This is a genomic window from Streptomyces sp. NPDC041191, assembly GCF_055591945.1.
The window spans coordinates 306,497-329,594 of sequence record NZ_JBVIZC010000008.1 but is presented as its reverse complement, the minus strand read 5'-3'; the positions used below and the strand labels follow the sequence as shown (position 1 = coordinate 329,594).

General features: G+C 73.3%; 23 protein-coding genes. 10 read left to right on the top strand and 13 right to left on the bottom strand.

Annotated elements, in window-relative coordinates:
* Positions 1 to 51: 51 nt before the first annotated feature.
* Entirely contained in the window at positions 52 to 1,377 is a 1,326-nt protein-coding gene (locus ACZ6AQ_RS18370) for a threonine aldolase family protein (RefSeq protein WP_468760702.1), read from the top strand.
* A 7-nt stretch (positions 1,378 to 1,384) separates the two neighbouring features.
* Here the strand turns inward: ACZ6AQ_RS18370 and ACZ6AQ_RS18365 are convergent, their stop codons facing one another.
* Entirely contained in the window at positions 1,385 to 2,065 is a 681-nt protein-coding gene (locus tag ACZ6AQ_RS18365; RefSeq protein ID WP_468760701.1) for a response regulator, read from the bottom strand.
* A 29-nt stretch (positions 2,066 to 2,094) separates the two neighbouring features.
* Positions 2,095 to 3,297 (bottom strand): sensor histidine kinase, encoded by a 1,203-nt coding sequence (locus ACZ6AQ_RS18360; RefSeq protein WP_468760700.1) that lies wholly within the window; start codon positions 3,295 to 3,297, stop codon positions 2,095 to 2,097.
* A gap of 96 nt (positions 3,298 to 3,393) precedes the next feature.
* Between ACZ6AQ_RS18360 and ACZ6AQ_RS18355 the strand changes: the two genes are divergently transcribed.
* Together ACZ6AQ_RS18355 and ACZ6AQ_RS18350 are read left to right on the top strand one after the other, a co-directional pair.
* Positions 3,394 to 4,389, top strand: a complete 996-nt coding sequence (locus tag ACZ6AQ_RS18355; protein ID WP_468760699.1) for an SAM-dependent methyltransferase — start codon at positions 3,394 to 3,396, stop codon at positions 4,387 to 4,389.
* 30 nt (positions 4,390 to 4,419) lie between these two features.
* Complete coding sequence (locus ACZ6AQ_RS18350; protein WP_388690740.1) at positions 4,420 to 5,562, top strand: NADH-quinone oxidoreductase subunit D; 1,143 nt, start codon at positions 4,420 to 4,422, stop codon at positions 5,560 to 5,562.
* An 18-nt stretch (positions 5,563 to 5,580) separates the two neighbouring features.
* Here ACZ6AQ_RS18350 and ACZ6AQ_RS18345 read toward each other — a convergent pair whose 3' ends face one another.
* From ACZ6AQ_RS18345 to ACZ6AQ_RS18325, 5 genes are all read right to left on the bottom strand, one after another.
* Positions 5,581 to 6,069 carry a GNAT family N-acetyltransferase gene (locus ACZ6AQ_RS18345; protein ID WP_468760698.1) on the bottom strand — a complete coding sequence of 163 codons (489 nt, stop codon included), beginning with the start codon at positions 6,067 to 6,069 and terminating at the stop codon, positions 5,581 to 5,583.
* Positions 6,066 to 7,127 carry a hypothetical protein gene (locus tag ACZ6AQ_RS18340; protein ID WP_468760697.1) on the bottom strand — a complete coding sequence of 354 codons (1,062 nt, stop codon included), beginning with the start codon at positions 7,125 to 7,127 and terminating at the stop codon, positions 6,066 to 6,068. The genes ACZ6AQ_RS18345 and ACZ6AQ_RS18340 overlap by 4 nt, the downstream gene beginning before the upstream one ends.
* Before the next feature lie 130 nt (positions 7,128 to 7,257).
* The gene (locus ACZ6AQ_RS18335; protein WP_468760696.1) at positions 7,258 to 8,247 is read right to left on the bottom strand and encodes an ABC transporter substrate-binding protein; all 990 of its coding nucleotides are present in this window, start codon (positions 8,245 to 8,247) and stop codon (positions 7,258 to 7,260) included.
* Between the two features lie 119 nt (positions 8,248 to 8,366).
* Positions 8,367 to 9,098 carry an ABC transporter permease gene (locus ACZ6AQ_RS18330; protein ID WP_468760695.1) on the bottom strand — a complete coding sequence of 244 codons (732 nt, stop codon included), beginning with the start codon at positions 9,096 to 9,098 and terminating at the stop codon, positions 8,367 to 8,369.
* A gap of 1 nt (position 9,099) precedes the next feature.
* A complete protein-coding gene (locus tag ACZ6AQ_RS18325) occupies positions 9,100 to 9,786 on the bottom strand; it encodes an ABC transporter permease (protein ID WP_468760694.1) in 687 nt (228 codons plus the stop codon).
* Between the two features lie 154 nt (positions 9,787 to 9,940).
* On the opposite strand from ACZ6AQ_RS18325, the gene ACZ6AQ_RS18320 reads away from it, so the two are divergent.
* The gene (locus tag ACZ6AQ_RS18320; RefSeq protein WP_468760693.1) at positions 9,941 to 10,960 is read left to right on the top strand and encodes an ABC transporter ATP-binding protein; all 1,020 of its coding nucleotides are present in this window, start codon (positions 9,941 to 9,943) and stop codon (positions 10,958 to 10,960) included.
* Between the two features lie 151 nt (positions 10,961 to 11,111).
* Here ACZ6AQ_RS18320 and ACZ6AQ_RS18315 read toward each other — a convergent pair whose 3' ends face one another.
* Positions 11,112 to 12,224 carry an alpha/beta hydrolase gene (locus ACZ6AQ_RS18315; protein ID WP_468760692.1) on the bottom strand — a complete coding sequence of 371 codons (1,113 nt, stop codon included), beginning with the start codon at positions 12,222 to 12,224 and terminating at the stop codon, positions 11,112 to 11,114.
* Between the two features lie 166 nt (positions 12,225 to 12,390).
* On the opposite strand from ACZ6AQ_RS18315, the gene ACZ6AQ_RS18310 reads away from it, so the two are divergent.
* From ACZ6AQ_RS18310 to ACZ6AQ_RS18285, 6 genes are all read left to right on the top strand, one after another.
* Positions 12,391 to 14,232: a phosphatidylglycerol lysyltransferase domain-containing protein gene (locus tag ACZ6AQ_RS18310; protein WP_468760691.1), complete on the top strand. Its 1,842-nt coding sequence runs from the start codon at positions 12,391 to 12,393 to the stop codon at positions 14,230 to 14,232.
* Between the two features lie 31 nt (positions 14,233 to 14,263).
* Positions 14,264 to 15,124 (top strand): dihydropteroate synthase, encoded by an 861-nt coding sequence (gene folP, locus ACZ6AQ_RS18305; protein WP_468760690.1) that lies wholly within the window; start codon positions 14,264 to 14,266, stop codon positions 15,122 to 15,124.
* Entirely contained in the window at positions 15,121 to 15,597 is a 477-nt protein-coding gene (locus tag ACZ6AQ_RS18300) for a nuclear transport factor 2 family protein (protein ID WP_468760689.1), read from the top strand. The genes folP and ACZ6AQ_RS18300 overlap by 4 nt, the downstream gene beginning before the upstream one ends.
* Before the next feature lie 134 nt (positions 15,598 to 15,731).
* Positions 15,732 to 16,091, top strand: a complete 360-nt coding sequence (gene folB, locus ACZ6AQ_RS18295; protein ID WP_388690767.1) for a dihydroneopterin aldolase — start codon at positions 15,732 to 15,734, stop codon at positions 16,089 to 16,091.
* Positions 16,088 to 16,687 (top strand): 2-amino-4-hydroxy-6-hydroxymethyldihydropteridine diphosphokinase, encoded by a 600-nt coding sequence (gene folK / locus ACZ6AQ_RS18290; RefSeq protein ID WP_468760688.1) that lies wholly within the window; start codon positions 16,088 to 16,090, stop codon positions 16,685 to 16,687. The genes folB and folK overlap by 4 nt, the downstream gene beginning before the upstream one ends.
* Positions 16,688 to 16,735: 48 nt before the next feature.
* Positions 16,736 to 17,215 carry a DUF3180 domain-containing protein gene (locus ACZ6AQ_RS18285; RefSeq protein WP_388690770.1) on the top strand — a complete coding sequence of 160 codons (480 nt, stop codon included), beginning with the start codon at positions 16,736 to 16,738 and terminating at the stop codon, positions 17,213 to 17,215.
* Between the two features lie 18 nt (positions 17,216 to 17,233).
* Here ACZ6AQ_RS18285 and folE read toward each other — a convergent pair whose 3' ends face one another.
* The 5 genes from folE to ACZ6AQ_RS18260 all read right to left on the bottom strand — a co-directional run bounded on the left by folE (position 17,234) and on the right by ACZ6AQ_RS18260 (position 23,091).
* Positions 17,234 to 17,842, bottom strand: a complete 609-nt coding sequence (gene folE / locus ACZ6AQ_RS18280) for a GTP cyclohydrolase I FolE (RefSeq protein ID WP_468760687.1) — start codon at positions 17,840 to 17,842, stop codon at positions 17,234 to 17,236.
* Positions 17,843 to 17,939: 97 nt separating this feature from the next.
* Complete coding sequence (ftsH, locus tag ACZ6AQ_RS18275; protein WP_388690775.1) at positions 17,940 to 19,961, bottom strand: ATP-dependent zinc metalloprotease FtsH; 2,022 nt, start codon at positions 19,959 to 19,961, stop codon at positions 17,940 to 17,942.
* Positions 19,962 to 20,132: 171 nt separating this feature from the next.
* Positions 20,133 to 20,672: a hypoxanthine phosphoribosyltransferase gene (gene hpt / locus ACZ6AQ_RS18270; protein WP_388691329.1), complete on the bottom strand. Its 540-nt coding sequence runs from the start codon at positions 20,670 to 20,672 to the stop codon at positions 20,133 to 20,135.
* A 41-nt stretch (positions 20,673 to 20,713) separates the two neighbouring features.
* Positions 20,714 to 21,733, bottom strand: a complete 1,020-nt coding sequence (tilS, locus tag ACZ6AQ_RS18265) for a tRNA lysidine(34) synthetase TilS (protein WP_468760686.1) — start codon at positions 21,731 to 21,733, stop codon at positions 20,714 to 20,716.
* Between the two features lie 218 nt (positions 21,734 to 21,951).
* Positions 21,952 to 23,091, bottom strand: coding sequence for a zinc-dependent metalloprotease (locus tag ACZ6AQ_RS18260; RefSeq protein WP_468760685.1), 1,140 nt, complete (start codon positions 23,089 to 23,091; stop codon positions 21,952 to 21,954).
* Positions 23,092 to 23,098 lie beyond the last annotated feature (7 nt).

The following is a 23,098-nucleotide window of genomic DNA, read 5'->3' as shown; positions in this document are numbered from 1 at the left end:
GCCCCTCCGTGGCCGTCCACAGGGTGGGGACGGCGGTGTGATGATCGGCTCATGAATCCTGTGGAAGCCGGTGACCCCGTGAACACCCCCGGGGCCGCGAAGACCGTGACCGTGGACGCCCCGGGGGCCGGGGACGCCGGGGACGCCGAGGGGACCGGGGGAACTGTGGACATCGGCCGGACCGGGGACGCCCCGGCTCCCGCGGAACCGGAACCTGTGGAACCTGTGGACGAGCAGGCGGCCCGGCTGCACCGGGCGAGGGTCTGGGGCGGAGCCCGGCGCACGCTGTGGCGCTCCCCCGCGGACGGCACGGTCGGGGAGCGGCTGCGCGAGCTGGCCGACTGGGCGGAGGAGTCCGGCCACGGCGGGGCCCTCCCCGACACGTACGGGGACGCCCTGGTGGAGACGGTGGAGCGGCGGGTCGCCGAGGAGCTGGGCCTCCCCGACGCCGTCTTCTTCCCGACCGGCACCATGGCCCAGCAGGTGGCGCTGCGCTGCTGGGCCGGGCGCACCGGCAGCCCGGTCGTCGCCCTCCACCCGCTCGCCCACCCGGAGGTCCACGAGGGCGGGGCGCTCGCGGCCGTCTCCGGGCTGCGCACCGTCCACCCCACCGACGCGCCCCGGCTGCCCACGGCCGGGGAGGTCCGGGACCACCCGGAGCCGTTCGGGACGCTGATGCTGGAGCTGCCGCTGCGGGACGCCGGCTTCGTGCTGCCCACCTGGGAGGAGCTGACCGAGGTGGTGGAGGCGGCCCGGGAACGGGACGCGGTGGTCCACTTCGACGGCGCCCGGCTGTGGGAGTGCACGGCCCGCTTCGGCCGGGGGCTCGCGGAGATCGCGGGGCTCGCCGACAGCGTGTACGTGTCGTTCTACAAGTCCCTCGGCGGTCTGTCGGGGGCCGCGCTCGCCGGGCCCGGGGACGTCATGGAGGAGGCCCGGGTGTGGCGGCACCGGTACGGCGGCCAGGTCTTCCAGCAGTACCCGGCGGCGCTCTCCGCGCTGCGGGGCCTGGACGTCGAACTGCCCCGGCTGCCCGCGTACGCGGCCCACGCGCGCGTGGTGGCCGGCGCGGTCCGGGAGGCGCTCGCGGAGGCGGGCACGGGCTGGTTCCGCGTCCACCCGGAGGTCCCGCACACCCACCAGTTCCAGGTCTGGCTCCCGTACGCCCCCGACGACCTGACGGCGGCGGCCCTCGCCCAGACCGAGGCCACCGGCACCGCCCTCTTCCGCCGCTGGTCCGCCCCGGGCGCGGGCGGTCCGCCGGGGGTGGCCGTGACGGAGCTGACGGTGGCGGGCCCCGGCCTGGAGTGGACGGCGGCCGAGGTGCGGGAGGCGGTACGGGACTTCCTCTCGCGCGTCGGGCGCGTCGGGCGCTGAGGGGGCGTCAGACCGCGCCCCCGCCGCCCGCCCTGACCAGGCCCGACTCGTACGCGAGGACCACGACCTGGACGCGGTCGCGCAGGCCCAGCTTGGTCAGGATGCGGCCCACGTGCGTCTTCACCGTCGCCTCGGAGAGGACGAGCCGGGCGGCGATCTCGCCGTTCGACAGGCCCTGCGCGACCAGCATCATCACCTCGCGCTCCCGGTCCGTCAGGCGCGCCAGTCCGGTGTGCTCGGGCTCCCTGCCCGACGACGGCAGCAGGGGCGAGAAGCGGTCCAGGAGCCGGCGGGTGGTCGAGGGCGCCACCACGGCGTCCCCGCTGTGCACCGAGCGGATCGCGCCGAGCAGCTCCCCCGGCGGCACGTCCTTCAGCAGGAAGCCGCTCGCCCCCGCCTTCAGGCCGGAGAAGGCGTACTCGTCGAGGTCGAAGGTGGTCAGGATCAGCACCTTCGGGGCGCCGGGGGCGGCGCAGATCCGCCGCGTCGCCTCCACCCCGTCCAGCTTCGGCATGCGCACGTCCATCAGGACGACGTCGACCGCCGTGGACCGCAGCACTTCGAGGGCCTCGACCCCGTCGCCCGCCTCGGCCACCACCTCCATGTCCGGCTGGGCGGCGAGCACCATGCGGAAGCCGGTGCGCAGCAGCGCCTGGTCGTCGACGAGCATCACGCGGATGGAGGGCATAAGGGCGGTTCCTCGGGGTTCGGGGGTCGTCAGTGGGCGGGCTTGAGGGGGAGCAGGGCGCTGATCCGGAAGCCTCCGCCGGGGCGCGGTCCCGCGTCCAGGGTGCCGCCGACCATGCCGATCCGTTCCCGCATGCCGATCAGGCCGTGGCCCCGTCCGTCGGCGCCCCCGTCCTCGTACATCCCCTGGGGCGCCCCCCGGCCGTCGTCCTCGACGAGCAGGCCGAGGCCGTCGTCGAAGTAGACCAGCCGGACACTGGCGCCCGCGTCGGGGCCTCCGTGCTTGCGGGTGTTGGTGAGGGCTTCCTGCACGATCCGGTACGCGGTGAGCTCGACGCCGCTGGGCAGCGGGCGCGGGCTCCCCTCGATCGCGAAGTCGACGGTGAGGCCGGCGCCGCGGACCTGCTCGACCAGGTCCTCGATCTGCCGCACGTCGGGCTGCGGCACGTACTCCCCGGCCTCCTCGTGCTCCCCGGTGCGCAGGATGCCGAGGAGCCTGCGCATCTCGGCGAGCGCCTGCCGGCCCGTGCCGGAGATGGTCTCCAGGGCCTGCTTCGCGGTCTCCGGGGAGGTGTCCATGACGTAGGCGGCGCCGTCGGCCTGGACCACCATCACCGACACGTTGTGCGCGACGACGTCGTGCAGCTCGCGGGCGATCCTGGCCCGCTCGGCGGCGACCGCGACCTTCGCCTGGGCCTCGCGCTCCTGCTCCAGGCGGAAGGCCCGCTCCTCCAGCTGCGCGAAGTACGCGCGGCGGGTGCGCAGCGAGTCGCCGAGGACCCAGGCGAGGACGAACGGGACGGCCATGATGACCGTGAAGAAGATCCGGACGATCCACGAGCTGAACTCCGTGGACGGCCAGCGCAGCTGGGAGAGGGGAGAGGCGCCCAGCCCGCCCGCGAGGGCGAGGCGGGACGCCCAGCGCGGCCCGGCGTGCGCCGCGACCGTGTGGATGATCACGAGCATGGCGAAGTCCGCCACGAACGGGATCAGGCCGAGGGCGAGCTGGACGAGGCCGATCGCGACGGTGAGCAGCAGCATCTTCTCGGGGGCCCGCCGGCGCAGGGCCACGACCAGGGAGAGGAGCGCGGCGACGGTCCCGTACAGCACGGGGCGGTCGGTCGCCGGGTAGGTCGACCCCACCCACAGCAGGGAGAACCCGAGGAGGACGAGGGCCCAGAAGCCGTCGACGCCCGTCGGGTGTCTGCGGAGGAAGTCGTAGAGGCGCTGCACGTCACCCAGAGTAGGCAAAGGAGGCGGGCGGGGGATCAACCGTGGGGTCGATCCTCCGCTCCGGGCCCCTAGTCCCGGAGGTGGAGACTGGGGCGTGTGACGGATGAGACGTGTCGGTGGCGGGGGTGGCGGGAGGCCACGGAGCGGGCGCTGTACGGCCCCGGGGGGTTCTATCGGCGTCCCGAGGGGCCCGCGGGGCACTTCCGGACCTCGGTGCACGCCTCCCCGCTCTTCGCGGCGGCGGTGGCCCGGCTCCTGGGCGAGGTCGCCGGGGAGCTGGGGACGGACCGGGTGGACCTGGTGGACGTGGGCGCGGGGCGCGGGGAGCTGCTCACGGCGGTGCTCGCGGCGGTCGCCGGGAGCGGCCTCTCGGTGCGGGCGCACGCGGTCGAGCGCGCCGCCCGCCCGCCCGGGCTCGACCCCCGGGTGGAGTGGACGGACCGGCTGCCGCGCGGGACGCGCGGGCTGCTCCTCGCGAACGAGTGGCTCGACAACGTGCCGGTGGACGTCGCCGAGGCGGACGCGGCGGGCACGGTCCGGTACGTGGAGGTCCGCCCGGACGGCACGGAACGGCCCGGCGCGCCCGTCTCCGGCCCGGACGCGGAGTGGCTGGAGCGCTGGTGGCCCCTGCGGGAGCCCGGGGCCAGGGCCGAGATCGGGCGGCCCCGGGACGACGCCTGGGCGGCGGCGGTGGCCTCGCTCGCGGAGGGCCGCGCGGTGGCCGTGGACTACGCGCACCTCCGGGGCGCCCGGCCGCCCTTCGGCTCCCTGACCGGCTTCCGCGCGGGCCGCGAGGTGCCCCCGGTCCCGGACGGCTCCTGCGACCTGACGTCCCACGTGGCCCTCGACGCGTGCGCGGCCGCCTGCGGCGGGGCCGCCGGGGAGGACGTGGAGCTGGTCACCCAGCGCGAGGCGCTGCGGCGGCTCGGGGTGTCCGGGGAACGGCCGCCCCTCGCGCTCGCCTCGTCCGACCCCGCCGGGTACCTCAGGGCCCTCGCCTCCGCCGGCGCGGCGGCCGAGCTGACCGCCCGCGGCGGCCTCGGGGACTTCCTCTGGCTGACCCGGCGGGTGCGGGGGGCGGACGGGCCGTAGGGGGTTTCCCGTGCGGGGGATACTGGCCGCATGACGGAGACGACGGTCGGAATCGGCGGCGCGGCGGAGAGCACCGACATGGTGCTGAACATCGGGCCGCAGCACCCCTCGACCCACGGTGTGCTCCGGCTCCGGCTGGTCCTCGACGGCGAGGTGGTCCGGTCGGCGGAGCCGGTGGTCGGCTACATGCACCGGGGCGCGGAGAAGCTCTTCGAGGCGCGGGACTACCGGCAGATCGTCATGCTGGCCAACCGCCACGACTGGCTGTCCGCCTTCTCCAGCGAGCTGGGGGTGGTGATGGCCGTCGAGCGGATGCTGGGCATGGAGGTCCCGGAGCGCGCGGTGTGGACCCGTACGCTCCTCGCCGAGCTGAACCGGGTCCTCAACCATCTCATGTTCCTCGGCTCGTACCCCCTCGAACTGGGCGGCATCACCCCCGTCTTCCACGCCTTCCGGGAGCGCGAGGAGCTCCAGGCCGTGATGGAGGAGGCGTCCGGCGGGCGGATGCACTACATGTTCAACCGGGTCGGCGGCCTCAAGGAGGACCTGCCCGCCGGGTGGACGGAGCGGACGCGGCGGGCCGTCGCGGACGTGCGGTCGCGGATGGACGTGTACGACCGGCTCGTCCTCGGCAACGAGATCTTCCGGGGGCGTACGCGCGGGATCGGGGTCCTGTCGGAGGCGGCGGTCCACTCCTACGGGGTGTCGGGGCCCGTCGCCCGCGCCTCGGGCGTCGACTTCGACCTGCGGCGGGACGAGCCGTACCTCGCGTACGGGGAGTTGGGGGACGTCCTGCGGGTCGCGGTGCGGCGGGAGGGCGACTGCCTGGCCCGGTTCGAGTGCCTGCTCGAACAGACGCACAACTCCCTGGACCTGGCGGACGCCTGCCTGGACCGGATGGAGGAGCTGCCGCCGGGTCCGGTCAACCAGCGGCTGCCGAAGGTGCTCAAGGCGCCGGAGGGCCACACGTACGCGTGGACCGAGAACCCGCTCGGCGTGAACGGCTACTACCTGGTGTCGAAGGGCGAGAAGACGCCCTACCGGCTCAAGCTGCGGTCGGCCTCGTTCAACAACGTCCAGGTGCTGTCCGAGCTGCTGCCGGGGACACTGGTCGCGGACATGGTGGCGATCCTGGGTTCGCTCTTCTTCGTCGTCGGCGACATCGACAAGTAGACGGGCGGGGCCGGCCGCTCAGTCCTCGCGGCGCATCACGGCGTACGCGCGGCCCGGCGTGCCGGACGTCCGCCGGTCGGTGACGGCCCAGCCCCAGCGTTCGTACCGCTTCGTCAGTTCCGGCACGTCCAGGGTCATCAGGAGCCGGGACCCGGGGGCCAGGCCCGTGAGGAGCGCGTCGTGGAGGGCCCGGCCGAGGCCGGCACCCTGGTGGGCCGGGGCGACGACGAGTTCGGCGAGTTCGAAGGCGGGCTCCCGGCCGGTCAGGAGGGTGTCGGTCCAGCCCGCCGCGAACCCCCGCAGCGCGCCGTCGGGCCCGAACGCGGCGACGGCCCGGAAGTCGGGCCGCCCGACCGCCGAACCGAGCAGCCGCTCCACGGTCCGCACGGTGCCGGACGGCGGTTCGTGCCAGGGGGCGCCGCCGAAGGCCCGGCCGCACAGGTCGAGGAGTTCGTCCCGGCGGCGGACGGCCTCACCGGCGGGGAAGGCGGTGAGGCGGTGCGTCACGAGTTCACGGCCCCGCGCAGCTCCGCCACGTCGAGCTGTTCCGTCTCGTCGTGCGCGGTCAGGTCGATGACCTGGCCGATCGTCCGGGGCGGCGCCGGGCTGCGGGGAACGGCGGGGGCGGCGACCGGGGTGAGGGACGGGGCGCCGGGCACGGGACCCGCGGCCAGCACCTCCTCGCCCACGACGTCGGCGAGGTCCGTGTTCCGCACCGCCTCGATGGCGTCCGCCGTCTTCTGCGTGCCGAAGAAGTCGAAGCCCCCCTCGGGGCGCGGGACGGACCTGCGGGCCGTGTACGGGACGATCGCGGCCGCGACGGGCACGCCGACGGTGCCGACGGGCGGGAGCGCGAGGGCGGCCGGACGGACGCCCTGCCCGGTTCCGGCGTCCGCCGCGTGCTTCCCCCGCTGCTCCTCCGTCTCCCCGGCGCGCTCGGCGAGGTCACGGGCGCGGGCCGCCTCGGTGGTGCGGCGGGCCTGCTGGGCGGCCGCGTTGCGGGAGAGGTCGCGGAGCGCCCCGGCGGCGCGGCGGAACGTCTCCGGAGTGGGCGTGGAGCCGCCGGGCGGCAGCGCCCCGGGCCCCCCGCCGGACGTGCCGGACGAGCCGTGGGCCTCCAGGGCGAGGACGCGGCGGCCCTCCAGGGCGCTGGCCCGCTCGGTCTCGGCGGTGGCGTACCGGCGGAGCAGGTCGGCGTGCTCGCCGCGCAGTCCGGCGAGTTCCACGCGCTTGGCGCGCAGCTTGGCGTCGAGGCGGGCGCGCAGCGCGCGGGCCTCCTCCAGGTCGGACTCCAGTTCGGCGACCCGTTCCTCGGCCTTCCACTGGTCGGCTGCGCGCGCCCGGGAGAGTTCGGCGACCCGCAGTCCGGCGCTCCGGTCCCAGCCGCGCATGAGGACGGCACCGGTGACGGCGGCGACCGCCGACGCGGCCGCGAGCAGCCGTACGACCGTCAGGTCGCCGGGCAGCCAGGCGACCGCGGCGCACACGACCGCGGTGCCGGCGACCGCGGAGGGCGGCAGCAGCTTGTGCAGAGGCGGGGAATGGCGGTGGCGTCCACGTGGCATGGCCTGAAATTTACCGTGCGTAGGCGCCTTGTGGGGGGTCGGCCCGGCAATCTCTTGGCCACTTCTCGTCACCGGAAGTGGATATCAGTCGTTCCGGTTCCGTTTCGGGCCGACTCCCCCGCTCCGGCGCCTACTTCTTGAGCAGCCCCTTCTTCGTCAGATACTCCTCGGCGACATCCTGCGGCTTCGCGCGCTCGGCATCCACCCTGCGGTTGAGTTCGGCGAGATCCGCTGTGGTCAGCACCTTGGTGACCCCGTCGAGGGCGGCGGCTATCGCGGGAGAACCGGCGTCCCGGGCGTTGACCACGGGCAGCACGTTGTCGGCGTTCTGGAGCTTCTTGTCGTCGGTGAGGAAGACCAGGCCGTAACTCTCCACCGTGGCGTCCGTGGTGGTCGTCAGGACCAGCTGGTCCACCCCGTCCTTGACGGCCTGCTTGGCCTGCGGGGTACCGACGCCCTTGGGGTCGATCCCGGCCACGTCGATCCCGTACGCCTTCTTCAGACCGGGCGCGCAGAAGGGGCGCACCGCGCATTCGTCACCGGCCGCGATCTTCACCTTCAGCTTGGCGGCACCGAGATCCGAAAGGGTCTTCAGGCCGTTCTTGTCGGCGAATTCCCTCGACACCGCGAAGGCGTTCTGGTCGACCGCCTCCCCGACCGCGAGCACCTTCAGACCGCGCGGCTCCGCGAGCTTCCGCAACGCCTCCACCGTGGCCTTCGCGTCGCCCGAGGCGACCGGCTTCTCCTCGGGCGCCTTCGGCCCGTTCGCCTTCGCGTTGAGGAATTCCGCGATCGTCGCCGCGTATTCCGGTACGACGTCGATCTCGCCGCTCTCCAGGGAGGGTTCGTACAGTTCGCGGTTCTTCACGGTGGTGACGGACACGGAGTACCCGGCGCCCCGCAGCACCTGGGCGTACAGCTCGGCGAGGACCTTGGACTCCGTGAAGGCGGCCGCGCCCACCACCAGCGACCCCTTGGAGTCGTCGCCGGAACCCCCCGGGCCCTTCTTCCTGCCGTCCTCCAGGCTGTCACCGCCGCACGCCGCGAGGGCGGCGGTCAGCGCCGCCGTACCCAGCAGCGCGCCCGCGACACGCGAGACCCTGTTCACGAGATCACCCATCCAGTCGGCTTCTTCGGTTGCTTCGGTTGCTTCGGTTCTTCAGGTCTTCAGGTCTTCGGTTCTTCAGGTCTTCGGCTGCCCGGTTCCCCGGTCGCCCGGGACTCCGGCCGTCCGGGGCTTCATGCCCCCGGCTTCTCCGGGGCCGCGAGGGGCGGGCGGGCGCGCCGCCGGGCCGTTCCGCGCTCCGCACCCGGCACCGGTCCCGCCAGGAGCCGGTTCGCGCCCACGAGCGCCCCCTCCACCAGGAGGGCGAGCAGGGCCACGAGCACGGCGCCCGCCACCACCTGCCCCGTGTCGTACGTGGCGAACCCCGTCGTGATGATCCGGCCCAGGCCGCCCTGGCCGACCATGGCCGCGACCGTCGCCGTGGCGACCACCTGGACCGCGGCCGAGCGGACGCCCGTCATGATCACCGGCCGGGCCAGCGGGAGTTCGACCCGCAGGAAGAGCTGGCCCCCCGTCATCCCCATGCCCCGCGCGGCCCGCACCGCCGCCGGGTCCACCTCCCGCACCCCCACGTACGCGTTGGTGAGCAGCGGGGGCACCGCGAACAGCACCAGGGCCACCACGGTCGGCACGTACCCGGCGTTCCGCAGGGGCGACACCATGAACAGGGCGAGCACCGCGAAGACGGGCACCGCCCGCCCCGCGTTGGACACGTTCACCGCGAGCGCCCCGCCCCGCCCCAGGTGGCCCAGCCACAGGCCCAGCGGCAGCGCGACCGCCCCGGCGATCAGGAGCGACACCCCGCTCACGTACACGTGCTCCGCGAGCCGCTGCCCGATGCCGCCCTCGCCCGTCCAGTGCGCGCCGGTGGTGAGCCAGCCCCAGGCGTCCGTCACGGCCCCCATCTCACCCTCCTCCCGGCACGGCCCGCACCCGGGTCCACGGCGTCAGCAGCCGCTGGAGTCCCAGGAGCAGCAGGTCGGCGACGACGGCGAGCAGCACGCACAGCACCGACGCGGCGAGTACCTGCGCCTTGAAGAAGGACGGCAGCGCGTCCTCGATCAGATTGCCCAGCCCCCCGCGCCCGACGACCGAACCGATCGTCGTCAGCGCGACCGTGGAGACCGTCGCCATCCGCACCCCGGCCATCAGGACCGGCAGCGCCAGCGGCAGTTCGACCGACCAGAGCAGCCGCAGCGAGCCGTACCCCATGCCCCGGGCCGCCTCCCGCGTCTCGGCCGGCACCGCGGCGAGCCCCGCCAGCGCGTTCCGCACGAGGATCGTCAGGGCGTACAGCACGAGACCGGTCACCACGAGCGCCGCCGAGAGCCCGAAGAACGGCAGCAGCAGCGAGAACATCGCGAGCGACGGCACCGTGTAGAGCAGGGTGGTCAGTCCGAGCACCGGCCCCGCGAACCGGGGTCTGGCCCGGACGAGCAGCGCGAGCGGCACCGCGACGACGAGCGCGATCAGCACGGACGCCACCGTGATCCCCACGTGCTGGAGCAGCGCCTCCGTCAGCTCCCCGCTCCGCGTGCGGAGGTACTCCCCGCAGATCCAGTCGTTCGTGACCAGACAGTTCGACCCGCTCATCGGCCCTCCCCCCGGAATCCCGTCTACCCCCACGCGCCCCTGGCGACACGTGGGACGACACTAGCCTCCGGCACCGACAATCCCCCGGGACCGCCACAAGGCGGCAACACGCCCTTCACACACCCCCGGTGCCGGGGGGACAGAATGGGGAACCATGATCCGGTTCGAGCACGTGACCAAGCGGTACGCCGACGGCACCACCGCCGTGGACGGCCTCTCCTTCGAGGTCGCCGAGGGCGAACTCGTCACCCTGGTGGGCCCGTCCGGCTGCGGCAAGACGACCACGATGATGATGGTGAACCGGCTCGTCGAGCCGACCTCGGGCCGCGTCCTCGTCGACGGCGAGGACGTCGCCGGCGTCGACCCCGTCGCCCTGCGCCGCAAGATCGGCTACGTCATCCAGCAGGTCGGGCTCTTCCCCCACCGGACCGTCCTCGACAACACCGCGACCGTCCCCGCCCTCCTCGGCTGGAAGAAGTCCGCCGCACGCGCGCGCGCCGCCGAACTCCTCGAACTCGTCGGCCTCGACCCCGCCGTCCACGGTCCCCGCTACCCCGCCCAGCTCTCCGGCGGCCAGCGCCAGCGCGTCGGCGTCGCCCGCGCCCTCGCCGCCGACCCGCCCGTCCTCCTCATGGACGAGCCCTTCGGCGCCGTCGACCCCGTGGTCCGCGAACGCCTCCAGAACGAGTTCCTCGCCCTCCAGGCCACCGTCCGCAAGACCGTCCTCCTCGTCACCCACGACATCGAGGAGGCCGTCCGCATGGGCGACCGCATGGCCGTCTACGGACAGGGCCGCATCGAACAGTTCGACGCCCCCGCCACCGTCCTCGGCGCCCCCGCCACCCCGTACGTGGCGGACTTCGTCGGCAGCGACCGGGGGCTCAAGCGGCTGGCCGTCACCCCGGTCACCGAGGCCGACCTCGACCCCGTACCCGCCGGGGACCCCGCCCAGGGGCCTTCCGGCGGCGAGAACGGCGCCCCCGCCCCCGTCCCCCTCGGCACCCCCCTCAAGGAGGCGCTGGCCGCGCTCCTCCAGCACGACGCCGGCCGCCTCACGGTCACCGGCGCCGACGGCCGCCCCCTCGGCGTCCTCACCCCCGCCGGCGTCCACCGCGCCCTGCGCCGGGCCACCCCCTCCCCGGGGCGGGAACCGGCCCCGGCCCCACCCGCGTGAGCGGAACCCCTGCCCCCGGCCGCCGGACCCCCGGCCGGCCGGAACGGCGCCCGGCGGCCCGCGGGAGCGGACGGCCCCCGGCACCACGGCCCGGCGCCGGGCCGGTCGCGGGCGGCGGGCCGGTCGCGGGCGGCGGGCCCCGCCCCGCGCCTCAGGTCGCGCTGAGCCGGCGGCCCATCCACACCAGCCCCGCCGGAATTTCCCGGTTCCACGTGTTGAAGTTGTGGCCGCCGCTCTCCAGAACGATCGACGAGACCCGCGCCGGCCTCTTCACCTTCCGGATGAACTCCTTCGTCGCCCTCAGGTTGTCCTCGCCCCGCTGCGACGTCGTCACCAGGAACGACGACCTCCCCTGCGGCAGGTGGTCCAGGCTCCACAGCAGGTCCGACCGCTTGCGCAGCCCGTCGTCCCCCCGGAAGAGGTCACCGGTCGTCACGTCCTCCGCCGCCCGGTAGTACGCCGAGAAGCCCGCCCCCGCCGCGAACCGGTCCGGACGGTGCAACGCGAACTTCAGCGCGCAGTACCCGCCCGTCGAGTTCCCCATGAACCCCCAGTTCCGGGGCTCCGTCCCCACCCGGTACGCCTCCGAGACCGCCTTCGGCAGATCGTCCACGAAGAACGTCTCCGTCCTCGGCCCCCCGGGCACGTCCAGGCACTCGGTGTCCCTCGGCGGCGCCACCGTCGGACGCAGCATGACCAGGACCATCGGCTGCATCCGCCCCTCCTTCGCCTGGAGGTACGCCGTCCGCGGGTACTTCAGCCCCTTGATCAGGTTCTCCGCCGTCCCCGGATACCCCGTGAGCACCACCGACGCCGGAAAGGTCCGCTTCGCGTACCGCGCCTGGAAGTACTCCGGCGGCAGGTACACGTACGCCGACGAGACGATCCCCGACCGCTCCCCCGCCACCACGACCTTCTGGATCTGCCCGCCCACCTCCGGGCGCCCCGCGCCCGGCACGTCCAGCGCCTGCGTCCCCACCACCCGCACGTCCTTCGAGCCGCCCGCGTGGTCCACCACCACACCCGGCTCCTGCTCCTGCCCGAACAGGTCCGCCCACGAGCCGTAGAAGAGGAACGACCGGTTCGCCGCCAGACCCACCGCCGCGAACAGGGCCACCTGGGTCACGAACAGCAGTCCCACCCGCCCCGCGACCGCGCGCCACCCACCGCGCGCCAGCCGCGGCCACAGCCACACCGTGGCCACGAACAGCGCCACCGCCACCACGACGGCCAACACGAGGACCTTGGTACTGGTGAGTCCCATGAGCCGACCGAGCCTTCTTTCCGATATTTTCCCGTACACCGATGAACCCGGCCCCCCGCGGCGCCGTCCTAGAAGGCGCACCGGCCGGGACGGCCCGCCGAGACCACCGCGGGAACCGACCGGGACCGAAAAACGCCGCGCAGGACCACGAGAAGCACGGGAAGCCATGTCTGTCACGGTAGATGGGGACAAAGCAGGATCGGTTCCGACCCGCGTACGCCGGATTCTCCGCGGCCCCCGGCCCGCGAAGGTCCCCTCCCTCGTCGGCACGGCCTGCACCCTCATCGGCCTCATCGACATCGCCGCCGGCGTCTTCCCCCGCTTCCGCGTCAGCCGCGTCCACGCCCTCGCCGAAGTCCTCCCCGGCACCCTCGGCCCCCTCTCCGCCGCCCTCTCCCTGAGCGTCGGCGTCCTCCTCCTGCTCCTCGCCCACGGCCTCAAGCGGCACAAGCGCCGCGCCTGGCGCGCCGCCGTCGTCCTCCTCCCCCTCGGCGCCGCCGCCCAGTTCGTCTGGCGCCACTCCGTCCTCGGCGCCCTCCTCTCCGTCGCGCTCCTCACCCTCCTGCTGCGCCACCGCGGCGAGTTCGCCGCCCTCCCCGACCCCCGCAGCCGCTGGCGCGCCCTCGCCAACTTCGTCGTCATGGGAGCCGGGTCCCTCGCCCTCGGCCTCGTCATCGTCAGCGCCCATCCGCGCCGCGTCCTCGGCAGCCCCAGCCTCACCGACCGCCTCGAACACGTCCTGTACGGACTCTTCGGCTTCGAGGGCCCCGTCGAATACACCCACGGCGTCGACTGGACCGTCGGCTACTCCCTCGGCGCCCTCGGCATGCTCACCGCCCTCACCACCATCTACCTGGCCTTCCGCCCCGAGCACCCCGCCGCCCGCCTCACCGACGACGACGAGGCGCGGCTGCGCGCCCTCCTCGCCCAGCACGGCGGCCGCGACTCCCTCGGCCACTTCGCCCTCCGCCGCGACAAGGGCGTCATCTTCTCCCCCAGCGGCAAGGCCGCCGTCTGCTATCGCGTCGTCTCCGGCGTCATGCTCGCCAGCGGCGACCCCATCGGCGACGTCGAGGCGTGGCCCGGCGCCATCGAACGGTTCATGGACGAGGCCAAGATCCACTCCTGGACCCCCGCCGTCATGGGCTGCTCCGAGACCGGCGGCCAGGTCTGGACCCGCGAGACCGGCCTCGACGCCCTCGAACTCGGCGACGAGGCGGTGGTCGACGTCGAGGACTTCTCCCTCTCCGGCAGGGCCATGCGCAACGTCCGCCAGATGGTCAAGCGCATCGAACGCAACGGCTACACCACCCGGGTCCGCCGGGTCCGCGACCTCGACCCCGAGGAACTCGAACGCGTCCGCCAGGCCGCCGCCGCCTGGCGCGGCACCGACACCGAACGCGGCTTCTCCATGGCCCTCGGCCGCATCGGCGCCCCCGGCGACGGCGAGGCGGTGATAGCGACCGCCCACAAGCAGGACGACGACGGCGCGGACTCCCCCTACGGCGACCTCAAGGCGATCATCCACTTCGTCCCCTGGGGCCCCGACGGCATGTCCCTGGAGCTCATGCGCCGCGACCGCACCGCCGACCCCGGCATGAACGAACTCCTGATCGTCGCCGCCCTCCAGGCGTCCCCCGGTCTCGGCATCGCACGCGTCTCCCTCAACTTCGCCATGTTCCGCGCCGCCCTCGCCCGCGGCGAGAAGATCGGCGCCGGCCCCGTCCTGCGCCTCTGGCGCGGACTCCTCGTCTTCCTCTCCCGCTGGTTCCAGATCGAGTCGCTCTACAAGTTCAACGCCAAGTTCCAGCCCCGCTGGGAACCCCGCTTCGTCGTCTACCGCACCAGCCGCGACCTCCCCCGCATCGGCTTCGCCGCCATGCAGGCCGAAGGCTTCGTGAACCTCTCCCTGCCCCGCCCCTTCGCCCGCCGGCGCCCCGCCCGGTCCCCCCGCCCCTGCGCCCACCTCGCCCCCGCCCCGGCCGAGCGGGGCGTCCACGCCGCCTGAGCCCCGCCCCGGCAGGCCCTACGCTGGAACCATGCGTACGACGACCGACCGGGGCACGGCCCGGGGCCTGCCGGAGTGGGACCGCTGCGCGGTCATGGGCGTGGTCAACGTGACCCCCGACTCCTTCTCCGACGGCGGCCGCTGGTTCGACACCACGACCGCCGTCAAACGCGGCCTCGACCTCGTCGCGCAGGGCGCCGACCTGGTCGACGTCGGCGGCGAGTCCACCCGCCCCGGCGCCACCCGCGTGGACGAGGAGGAAGAGCTCCGCCGGGTCGTCCCCGTCGTCCGCGGCCTCGCCGCCGAAGGCGTCACCGTCTCCGTCGACACCATGCGCGCCCGCGTCGCCGCCCGCGCCGTCGAAGCGGGCGCCACCCTCGTCAACGACGTCAGCGGCGGCCTCGCCGACCCCGCCATGGTCCCCGCCGTCGCCGCCGCCGAGGTCCCCTTCGTCGTCATGCACTGGCGCGGCTTCAGCCAGGACATGAACCGCCTCGCCGTCTACCGGGACGTCGTCGCCGAGGTCGTCGACGAACTCCGCGTCCGCCTGGAGGCCGTCGTCGCCGGCGGCATCGACCCCGAGCGCGTCGTGATCGACCCCGGACTCGGCTTCGCCAAACACGCCCCGCACGACCTGGCCCTCGTCGCCCGCCTCCCCGCCCTGCGCGCCCTCGGCCGCCCCCTCCTCGTCGCCGCCTCGCGGAAACGGTTCCTCGGCCACGTCCTCGCCGACGGGGGCGCCACCCCGCCCCCCGCCCGCGAACGCGACGCCGCCACCGCCGCCGTCTCCGCCCTCGCCGCCCACGCGGGCGCCTGGGCCGTCCGCGTCCACGAGGTCCGCGCCACCGCCGACGCCGTACGGGTCGCCCGCGCCGTCGAAGGAGCCGGATGACCCCCAGCACGGACGAAACAGCCGTCGAAGCCGCCAACACCGCCTTCTACGAAGCACTCGAGAACGGCGACTTCGAGACCCTCTCCGACCTCTGGCTCGCCGACGGCACCCCCGTCACCTGCGTCCACCCCGGCTGGCCCGTCCTCACCGGCCGCGGCGAAGTGCTCCGCTCCTACGCCCTGATCATGGCGAACACCGAGTACATCCAGTTCTTCCTCACCGACCTCCGGATCTCCCCGGCCGGCGACACCGCCCTCGTCACCTGTACCGAGAACATCCTCAGCGGCGGCCCCGCCGAGGACGGCGACGACCTGGGTCCCCTCGTCGGCCAGCTCGTCGTCGCCACCAACGTCTTCCGCCGCACCCCCGACGGCTGGCGCCTCTGGTCCCACCACGCCTCCCCCGTCCTCGCCGAGACCACCGGCCCGGACACCGGCGAACCCGCCCCCGACGACGCCGGACCACCCCTCTGACCGGCGGCCCCACCCTCCCCCCGCCCCCCACGGGCACCCCCTGTCGGTCCCCGCGGGTAGATTCGACGCTGGACACCCGGCCGTCCGCACCCGGCTGCGTGGCCACCCGAACTACGACAGCAGGAGTGATTCGCGTGGATCGTGTCGCGCTGCGCGGCCTCAAGGCCCGGGGCCACCACGGCGTCTTCCCCAAGGAGCGCGAGGAGGGACAGACCTTCATCGTGGACCTGGTCCTCGGCCTGGACACCCGTCCCGCCGCCGCCGAGGACGACCTCACGAAGACCGTGCACTACGGGATCGTCGCCGAAGAGGTCGTGGAGATCGTCCGGGGCGAGCCCGTCGACCTCATCGAAACCCTCGCCGAACGCATCGCCCAGCGATGCCTGGACCACACCGGGGTACAGGAGGTGGAGGTCGTCGTCCACAAGCCGGACGCGCCCATCACCGTTCCCTTCGACGACGTCACCGTCACGATCACCCGGAGCCGACGATGAAAGCGACGCAGAGCGACCCCACCGTCCAGCCCGTGCCGGCCTCCGTCGTGGAGACGGTCGACGCCGCCGACACCACCCTCTCCAACCCCCGCCGCGCCGTCATCGCCCTCGGCGGCAACCTCGGCAACCGCCTGGAGAACCTCCAGGGGGCCCTCGACGCCCTCGCCGACACCCCCGGCCTCCGGGTCAAGGCCGTCTCCCCCGTGTACGAGACGGAGCCCTGGGGCGTCGAGCCCGGCTCCCAGCCCCCGTACCTCAACGCCGTCGCCCTCGTGAAGACGACCCTGCCGCCCTCCTCCCTCCTGGAGCGCGCCCACGCCGTCGAGGAGGCGTTCCACCGCGCCCGCGAGGAACGCTGGGGCGCGCGCACCCTCGACGTGGACATCGTCGCGTACGCGGACGTGGTCTCCGACGACCCCGCCCTCACCCTCCCGCACCCCCGCGCCCACCAGCGCGCCTTCGTCCTCGCCCCCTGGCACGACGTGGACCCGGAGGCCCACCTCCCCGGCCGCGGCCCGGTCGCCGGCCTCCTCGGCACCGTGGGCCGCGAGGGCGTCACCCTCCGTGCCGACCTGGAACTCCGACTGCCCGAATAGTCGTTAGGCTCGGAGGCAGACCGACCGCGACCACACGAAGGACACCCGGTGAAACAACTGCGGCTCAAGGTGCTCGCCGGGCTGTTCCTGGCGGCAGGCGTCCTCTCCTGGGGCGGCGCCCGCCTCTGGGACTCGGTCGGCACCCTGCCGAGCGTGCCGGTCGCCGCGCCGGTCGTCCTCGCCGTGATCGCCGTCGTCCTCACCGCGACCGCCCTCTCGATCCGCGCCCGCCTCAGGGCCCAGCGCGAGCGCCGGCCCGGCGCCAAGGGCATCGAGCCCCTGATGGCGGCCCGCGCGGTGGTCTTCGGCCAGGCCAGCGCCCTGGTCGTCGCCCTCGTCGCCGGCATGTACGGCGGCACGGGCGTCTTCCTCCTCGGCTTCCTCGACGTCCCGGCCCGCCGCGACCAGGCCCTCTACGCGGCCCTCGCGGTCCTGGCGGGCCTCGGCGTCATCGCCGCCGCCCTCTTCCTGGAGCGCGTCTGCCGCCTCCCGGACGACGAGGACGACGACCGGCCCTCGGCGGCCTGACCCCCACCGGGGCTCCCGCTACCGGCGGGCCAGTATCAGGGACATGGCCTCGGCGCGCGTGGTGGCGTTGCGCAGCTGTCCGCGCACCGCCGAGGTCGTCGTCTTCGCGCCCGGCTTGCGGACCCCGCGCAGGGACATGCACATGTGCTCGGCCTCGATGACGACGATCGCGCCGCGCGCCTCCAGGATCTCCATGAGGGAGTCCGCGATCTGCGTCGTCAGGCGCTCCTGCACCTGCGGACGGCGGGCGAAGACGTCGACGAGGCGCGCCAGCTTGGACAGGCCCGTGATCTTGCCCGATTCCGCCGGGATGTAGCCGATGTGAGCTACGCCGTGGAACGGGAGCAAATGATGTTCGCACTGCGACGTCAGTTCGATGTCCTTCACCAGGACCATCTCGTCGTGCCCCAGGTCGAACGTCGTCGTCAGCACGTCCTCGGGCTTCTGCCACAGCCCCGCGAACAGCTCCTTGTACGCCCGCGCCACCCGCGCCGGCGTCTCCCGCAGACCCTCGCGGTCCGGGTTCTCGCCGACCGCGAGGAGGAGCTCCCGCACGGCGTTCTCGGCGCGCTTCTCGTCGTACACGCCGATCGTGCTCTCGCCGTCCAGCGTCACCGGGTCGGTCATCTGTGCCTCGTTCCGTATGAACCGATGCGCGAAATGCCGCGCCCTCCCAGGCTAGAACCCGGGAGGGCGCGGCGTTCATTCCGGGTCCGCCGGGCGGTCAGTCCTCCGGGGACGGGGGGTCCACCGGGGCGATGTCGATGCCCTTGGTGGTCTCCACCTGGGTGGACGAGCCGTTCGCGCTGTTCGTCAGGGCCAGCTCCTTGGGGGAGAGGACCGGCGGGCGCGTGGAGGGGGTGCGGCGGGACGAGCCGGTCCACGCCGGGCGGGCCGGGCGCTTCACGATGGGGCGGAAGATCTCGGCGATCTCCTCCTTGCCCAGCGTCTCCTTCTCCAGGAGGGCGAGGACCAGGTTGTCGAGGACGTCGCGGTTCTCGACCAGGATCTCCCACGCCTCGTTGTGCGCGGTCTCGATGAGCTTCTTGACCTCTTCGTCCACCAGCGCGGCGACCTCTTCCGAGTAGTCGCGCTGGTGCGCCATCTCACGGCCGAGGAAGGGCTCGGTGTTGTCGCCGCCGAACTTGATGGCGCCGAGCCGCTCGGTCATGCCGTACTGGGTGACCATCGCGCGGGCCGTGGCGGTGGCCTTCTCGATGTCGTTCGCGGCGCCCGTGGTCGGGTCGTGGAAGACCAGTTCCTCGGCCGCGCGACCGCCCAGCATGTACGCGAGCTGGTCGAGCATCTCGTTGCGGGTGGTCGAGTACTTGTCCTCGTCCGGCAGGACCATCGTGTAGCCCAGGGCGCGGCCGCGGGACAGGATGGTGATCTTGTGGACGGGGTCGGAGTTGGGCGAGGCCGCCGCGACCAGGGCGTGGCCGCCCTCGTGGTACGCGGTGATCTTCTTCTCCTTGTCCGACATGATGCGGGTCCGCTTCTGCGGGCCCGCGACCACGCGGTCGATCGCCTCGTCCAGCGCCTTGTTGTCGATCAGCTTGTGACCGCCGCGGGCGGTGAGGAGCGCCGCCTCGTTGAGGACGTTGGAGAGGTCCGCTCCGGTGAAGCCGGGGGTGCGGCGGGCGACGGCGCCGAGGTCGACGTCCGGGGCGACCGGCTTGCCCTTCTGGTGGACCTTGAGGATCTCCAGGCGGCCCAGCATGTCCGGGCGGTCGACGGCGATCTGCCGGTCGAAGCGGCCGGGGCGCAGGAGCGCCGGGTCGAGGATGTCGGGCCGGTTGGTGGCGGCGATCAGGATGACGCCGCCCTTGACGTCGAAGCCGTCCATCTCGACCAGGAGCTGGTTGAGGGTCTGCTCGCGCTCGTCGTGGCCGCCGCCGAGGCCGGCGCCGCGGTGGCGTCCGACGGCGTCGATCTCATCGACGAAGACGATGGCGGGTGCGTTGGCCTTGGCCTGCTCGAAGAGGTCGCGGACCCGGGAGGCGCCGACGCCGACGAACATCTCGACGAAGTCGGAGCCGGAGATCGAGTAGAACGGCACCCCGGCCTCGCCGGCGACGGCGCGCGCGAGGAGCGTCTTGCCGGTTCCGGGGGGGCCGTAGAGCAGGACGCCCTTGGGGATCTTGGCGCCGACGGCCTGGAACTTGGCGGGTTCCTGGAGGAATTCCTTGATCTCGTGGAGTTCCTCGACGGCCTCGTCCGAGCCCGCGACGTCGGCGAAGGTGGTCTTCGGCGTGTCCTTGGTGATGAGCTTCGCCTTGGACTTGCCGAACTGCATGACGCGGGAGCCGCCGCCCTGCATCTGGTTCATCAGGAAGAGGAAGACGACCACGATGAGGACGAAGGGGAGGAGGGAGAGCAGGATCGAGACGAAGGGCGACTGCTTCGTCGGGGAGACGGTGTAGCCCTTCTCGATCTGTCCGGCCTCGAACTTGTCCTGGAGCTTGTCGGCGAGGGCGACGCCCTGGCTGCCGATGTAGCTGGCCTGGATCTTGTCGCTCTTGTCGATCTTCTGGCCGTCGACGAGCTCGATCTTGATGAGCTGCTCGTCACCGGTGGTGATCTTTGCCTGCTTGACCTGGTTCTTGTCGATCGCCTGGACGACCTGGCCGGTGTCCACCGTCTTGTAGCCCTCGGACGAGCCGACGACCTGCATCAGCACGACCACGGCGAGGACGGCCAGCACGATCCACATGACCGGCCCACGGAAGTATCGCTTCACGTCCATCCATACGGAGCGATGACGCTCCGTCCCTCCTGCCCGTAGGAAAATGCTGCTGTGTGAGCTGCTGTGTGAAAAAGCTGTTCTTCGGACGGTACCTCAGCATCGTCGCCCGCGACCGCCTTCCCGTGGTTCAACGGTGGGAAGGCGGTGCGGGTTCCCCGTGCGGCCGTGGGATCAGCCGCCGTAGACGTGGGGGGCGAGGGTGCCGACGAAGGGGAGGTTCCGGTACTTCTCCGCGTAGTCGAGTCCGTAGCCGACGACGAACTCGTTGGGGATGTCGAAGCCGATCCACCGGACGTCGATGGCGACCTTGGCGGCTTCGGGCTTGCGCAGGAGGGTGCACACCTCCAGGGAGGCGGGTTCGCGCGAGCCGAGGTTCGACAGGAGCCAGGACAGGGTGAGGCCGGAGTCGATGATGTCCTCGACGATCAGGACGTGCTTGCCCTTGATGTCGGTGTCGAGGTCCTTGAGGATCCGGACGACGCCGGAGGACTGGGTGCCCGCGCCGTAGGAGGAGACGGCCATCCAGTCCATGGTGACGGGGGTGGACAGGGCGCGGGCCAGGTCCGCCATCACCATCACGGCGCCCTTGAGGACGCCGACGATGAGCAGGTCCTTGCCCGCGTATTCCGTGTCGATCTTCGCGGCCAGCTCTGCCAGCTTGGCGTCGATCTCTTCCTTGGTGATGAGCACCGACTGGAGGTCGGTGCCCATGTCCTTCTCGTTCACCCGGGTCACTTTCGTTGCAGCGTGCGTCAGCCTTGCCGGATGACCAGTCTGCCACCCTGGCGGCGGGCTTCGACGCGGCCGGGCAGGTTGATGGCGCCCTGGCCGCGCCAGCCGGTGACGAGCCGGTCGACTTCTTCGATGTGGCGCGCGAAGAGGGAGCCGGCGGGGGCGCCCTCGGCGATGACGGCCCGGCGCAGGACGCGGCGGCGTACGGCGGGGGGCAGTCCGGAGAGTTTGGCGCACTCCAGGGCGCCCGCTTCGTCGCGTACGGCGGTCTCGGCGTCGGCGGCCCAGGTGTCGAGGGCGTCGGCGTCGTCGCGGGAGAGCCGGGCCGTGCGGGCGAGGGCCTCGACGACGCCTTTGCCGAGGGCCTTCTCCAGGGCGGGGAGGCCCTCGTGGCGGAGGCGGGAGCGGGTGTAGGCGGGGTCGCTGTTGTGGGGGTCGTCCCAGACGGCGAGTTCCTGTGCGACGCACGCCTTGCGGACGGTCTGGCGGTCGAGCCGGAGGAAGGGGCGGCGGTAGCGGCCGGTGGCGCCGGAGACGGCGGCCATGCCGGCGAGGGAGCGGATTCCGGACCCGCGGGCGAGGCCGAGGAGGACGGTCTCGGCCTGGTCGTCGCGGGTGTGGCCGAGGAGGACGGCGGCGGCGCCGTGGCGTTCGGCGGCGGCGTCGAGGGCGGCGTAGCGGGCGTCGCGGGCGGCGGCTTCGGGTCCTCCTTCGCGGCCCACGGTGACGGCGACGGCCTCGGAGGGGGTGAGGCCGAGCGCGGTCATGCGTTCGGCGACTTCGGCGGCCCGGGCGGCGGAGCCGTCCTGGAGGCCGTGGTCGACGGTGATGCCGCCGGCGCGCAGGGGGAGTTTGCGGGCCTCGAAGGCGAGGGCGGAGGCGAGCGCCATGGAGTCGGCGCCTCCGGAGCAGGCGACGAGCACGAGGGGGGCGTGCGCGCCGGGTGCGGGGGCGGGGTCGGTCTGGTGCTCGGCGAGGATGTCGTGGAGTACGCGGCGGACCGCCAGGCGTATCGCCGCGACCGCAGGATGGGGACCCATGTCCGGTGCCCTTCGTGATGGGGTGGGGTGCCTCGGTCGGAGTCTTAACGGTCGGAAGGGGGGGTTCGGTCACTCAGAGTGCGTCGATGGTGACAGAAACCCGCCCGTCGACCGAGCATTGCACGCCTCGCCCCGGGGGCAGGGTCCCTCGGACGGGTGATTGGGGGGCGTCCGGGCGCGTTCCTCCCGCGGTCGTCGTGCCGTCCGTCCCTTCCGCCTCAGGAGTCCGTCCTGCCGTGGACCCGGGCGATCCAGTCGGCGGGGGCGGCGATCTCGGCCTTGGTGGGGAGCGTGTTGGGGGAGGTCCAGACGCGGTTGAAGCCGTCGGTGCCGACCTGGTTCACGACGGCGGTGACGAAGCGTTCGCCGTCGCGGTACTGGCGGAGCTTGGCGTCGAGGCCGAGGAGTTTGCGGAGGGCGAGGTCGAGGCGGGAGGCGCCCTGGGCGCGCCTGGCCTGGAACTTCTCGCGGATCTCGGCGACGGAGGGGACCACCTGGGGGCCGACGCCGTCCATGACGTGGTCGGCGTGGCCTTCGAGGAGGGACATGACGGCGGTGAGGCGGGCGAGGATCTCGCGCTGTTCCGGGGTCTGGACGAGTTCGACGAGGGAGGGGGAGGGGTCGTCCTCCTCGCCCTCGGGGCGGCCGCCGACGAGGGTCTGGGCGGCGTCGCGGAGGCGTTCGACGAAGGTGCCGGGGTCGATGTCGGTGGCGGCGAGGAACGACTGGATTTCGCCCCTGAGGTGGTCGCGGAGCCAGGGGACGGCGGTGAACTGGGTGCGGTGGGTCTCCTCGTGGAGGCTGACCCAGAGCCGGAAGTCGTGGGGGGAGACGTCGAGTTCGCGTTCCACGTGGACGATGTTGGGGGCGACGAGGAGGAGGCGTCCGCCGCCGGAGTCGCCTCCGGGGAGGTCGCGGGTGGCGGGGGCGAAGGTCTCGTACTGGCCGAGGATGCGGGAGGCGAGGAAGGACAGCAGGACGCCGAGTTCGACGCCGGTGACCTTGCCGCCGACGGCGCCGAGGACGGCGCTGCCGGGGACGGTGGAGCGGCGTTCCCTCATCTTGCCGAGGAGGGGGGTGAGGAGTTCGCGGAAGCCGGCGACGTTGGCCTTGATCCAGCCCGTGCGGTCGACCACGAGGACGGGGGTGTCGGGGGGTTCGTGGCCTTCGGGGATCATCCGGGTGTAGGCGCGGACGTGTTCCTCCGACGCCTTGGCGTGCCCGCGGAGTTCGGCGACGACCTCGCGGGCCTCGTCGCGGCCGATGTCGGGTCCGGGCCGCACGAGGCGGGTCGCGGTCGCGACCGCGAGGTTCCAGTCGACCATCCCGGATGTGCCTGCTCCACCGATGCTCGTCATGCGTCAA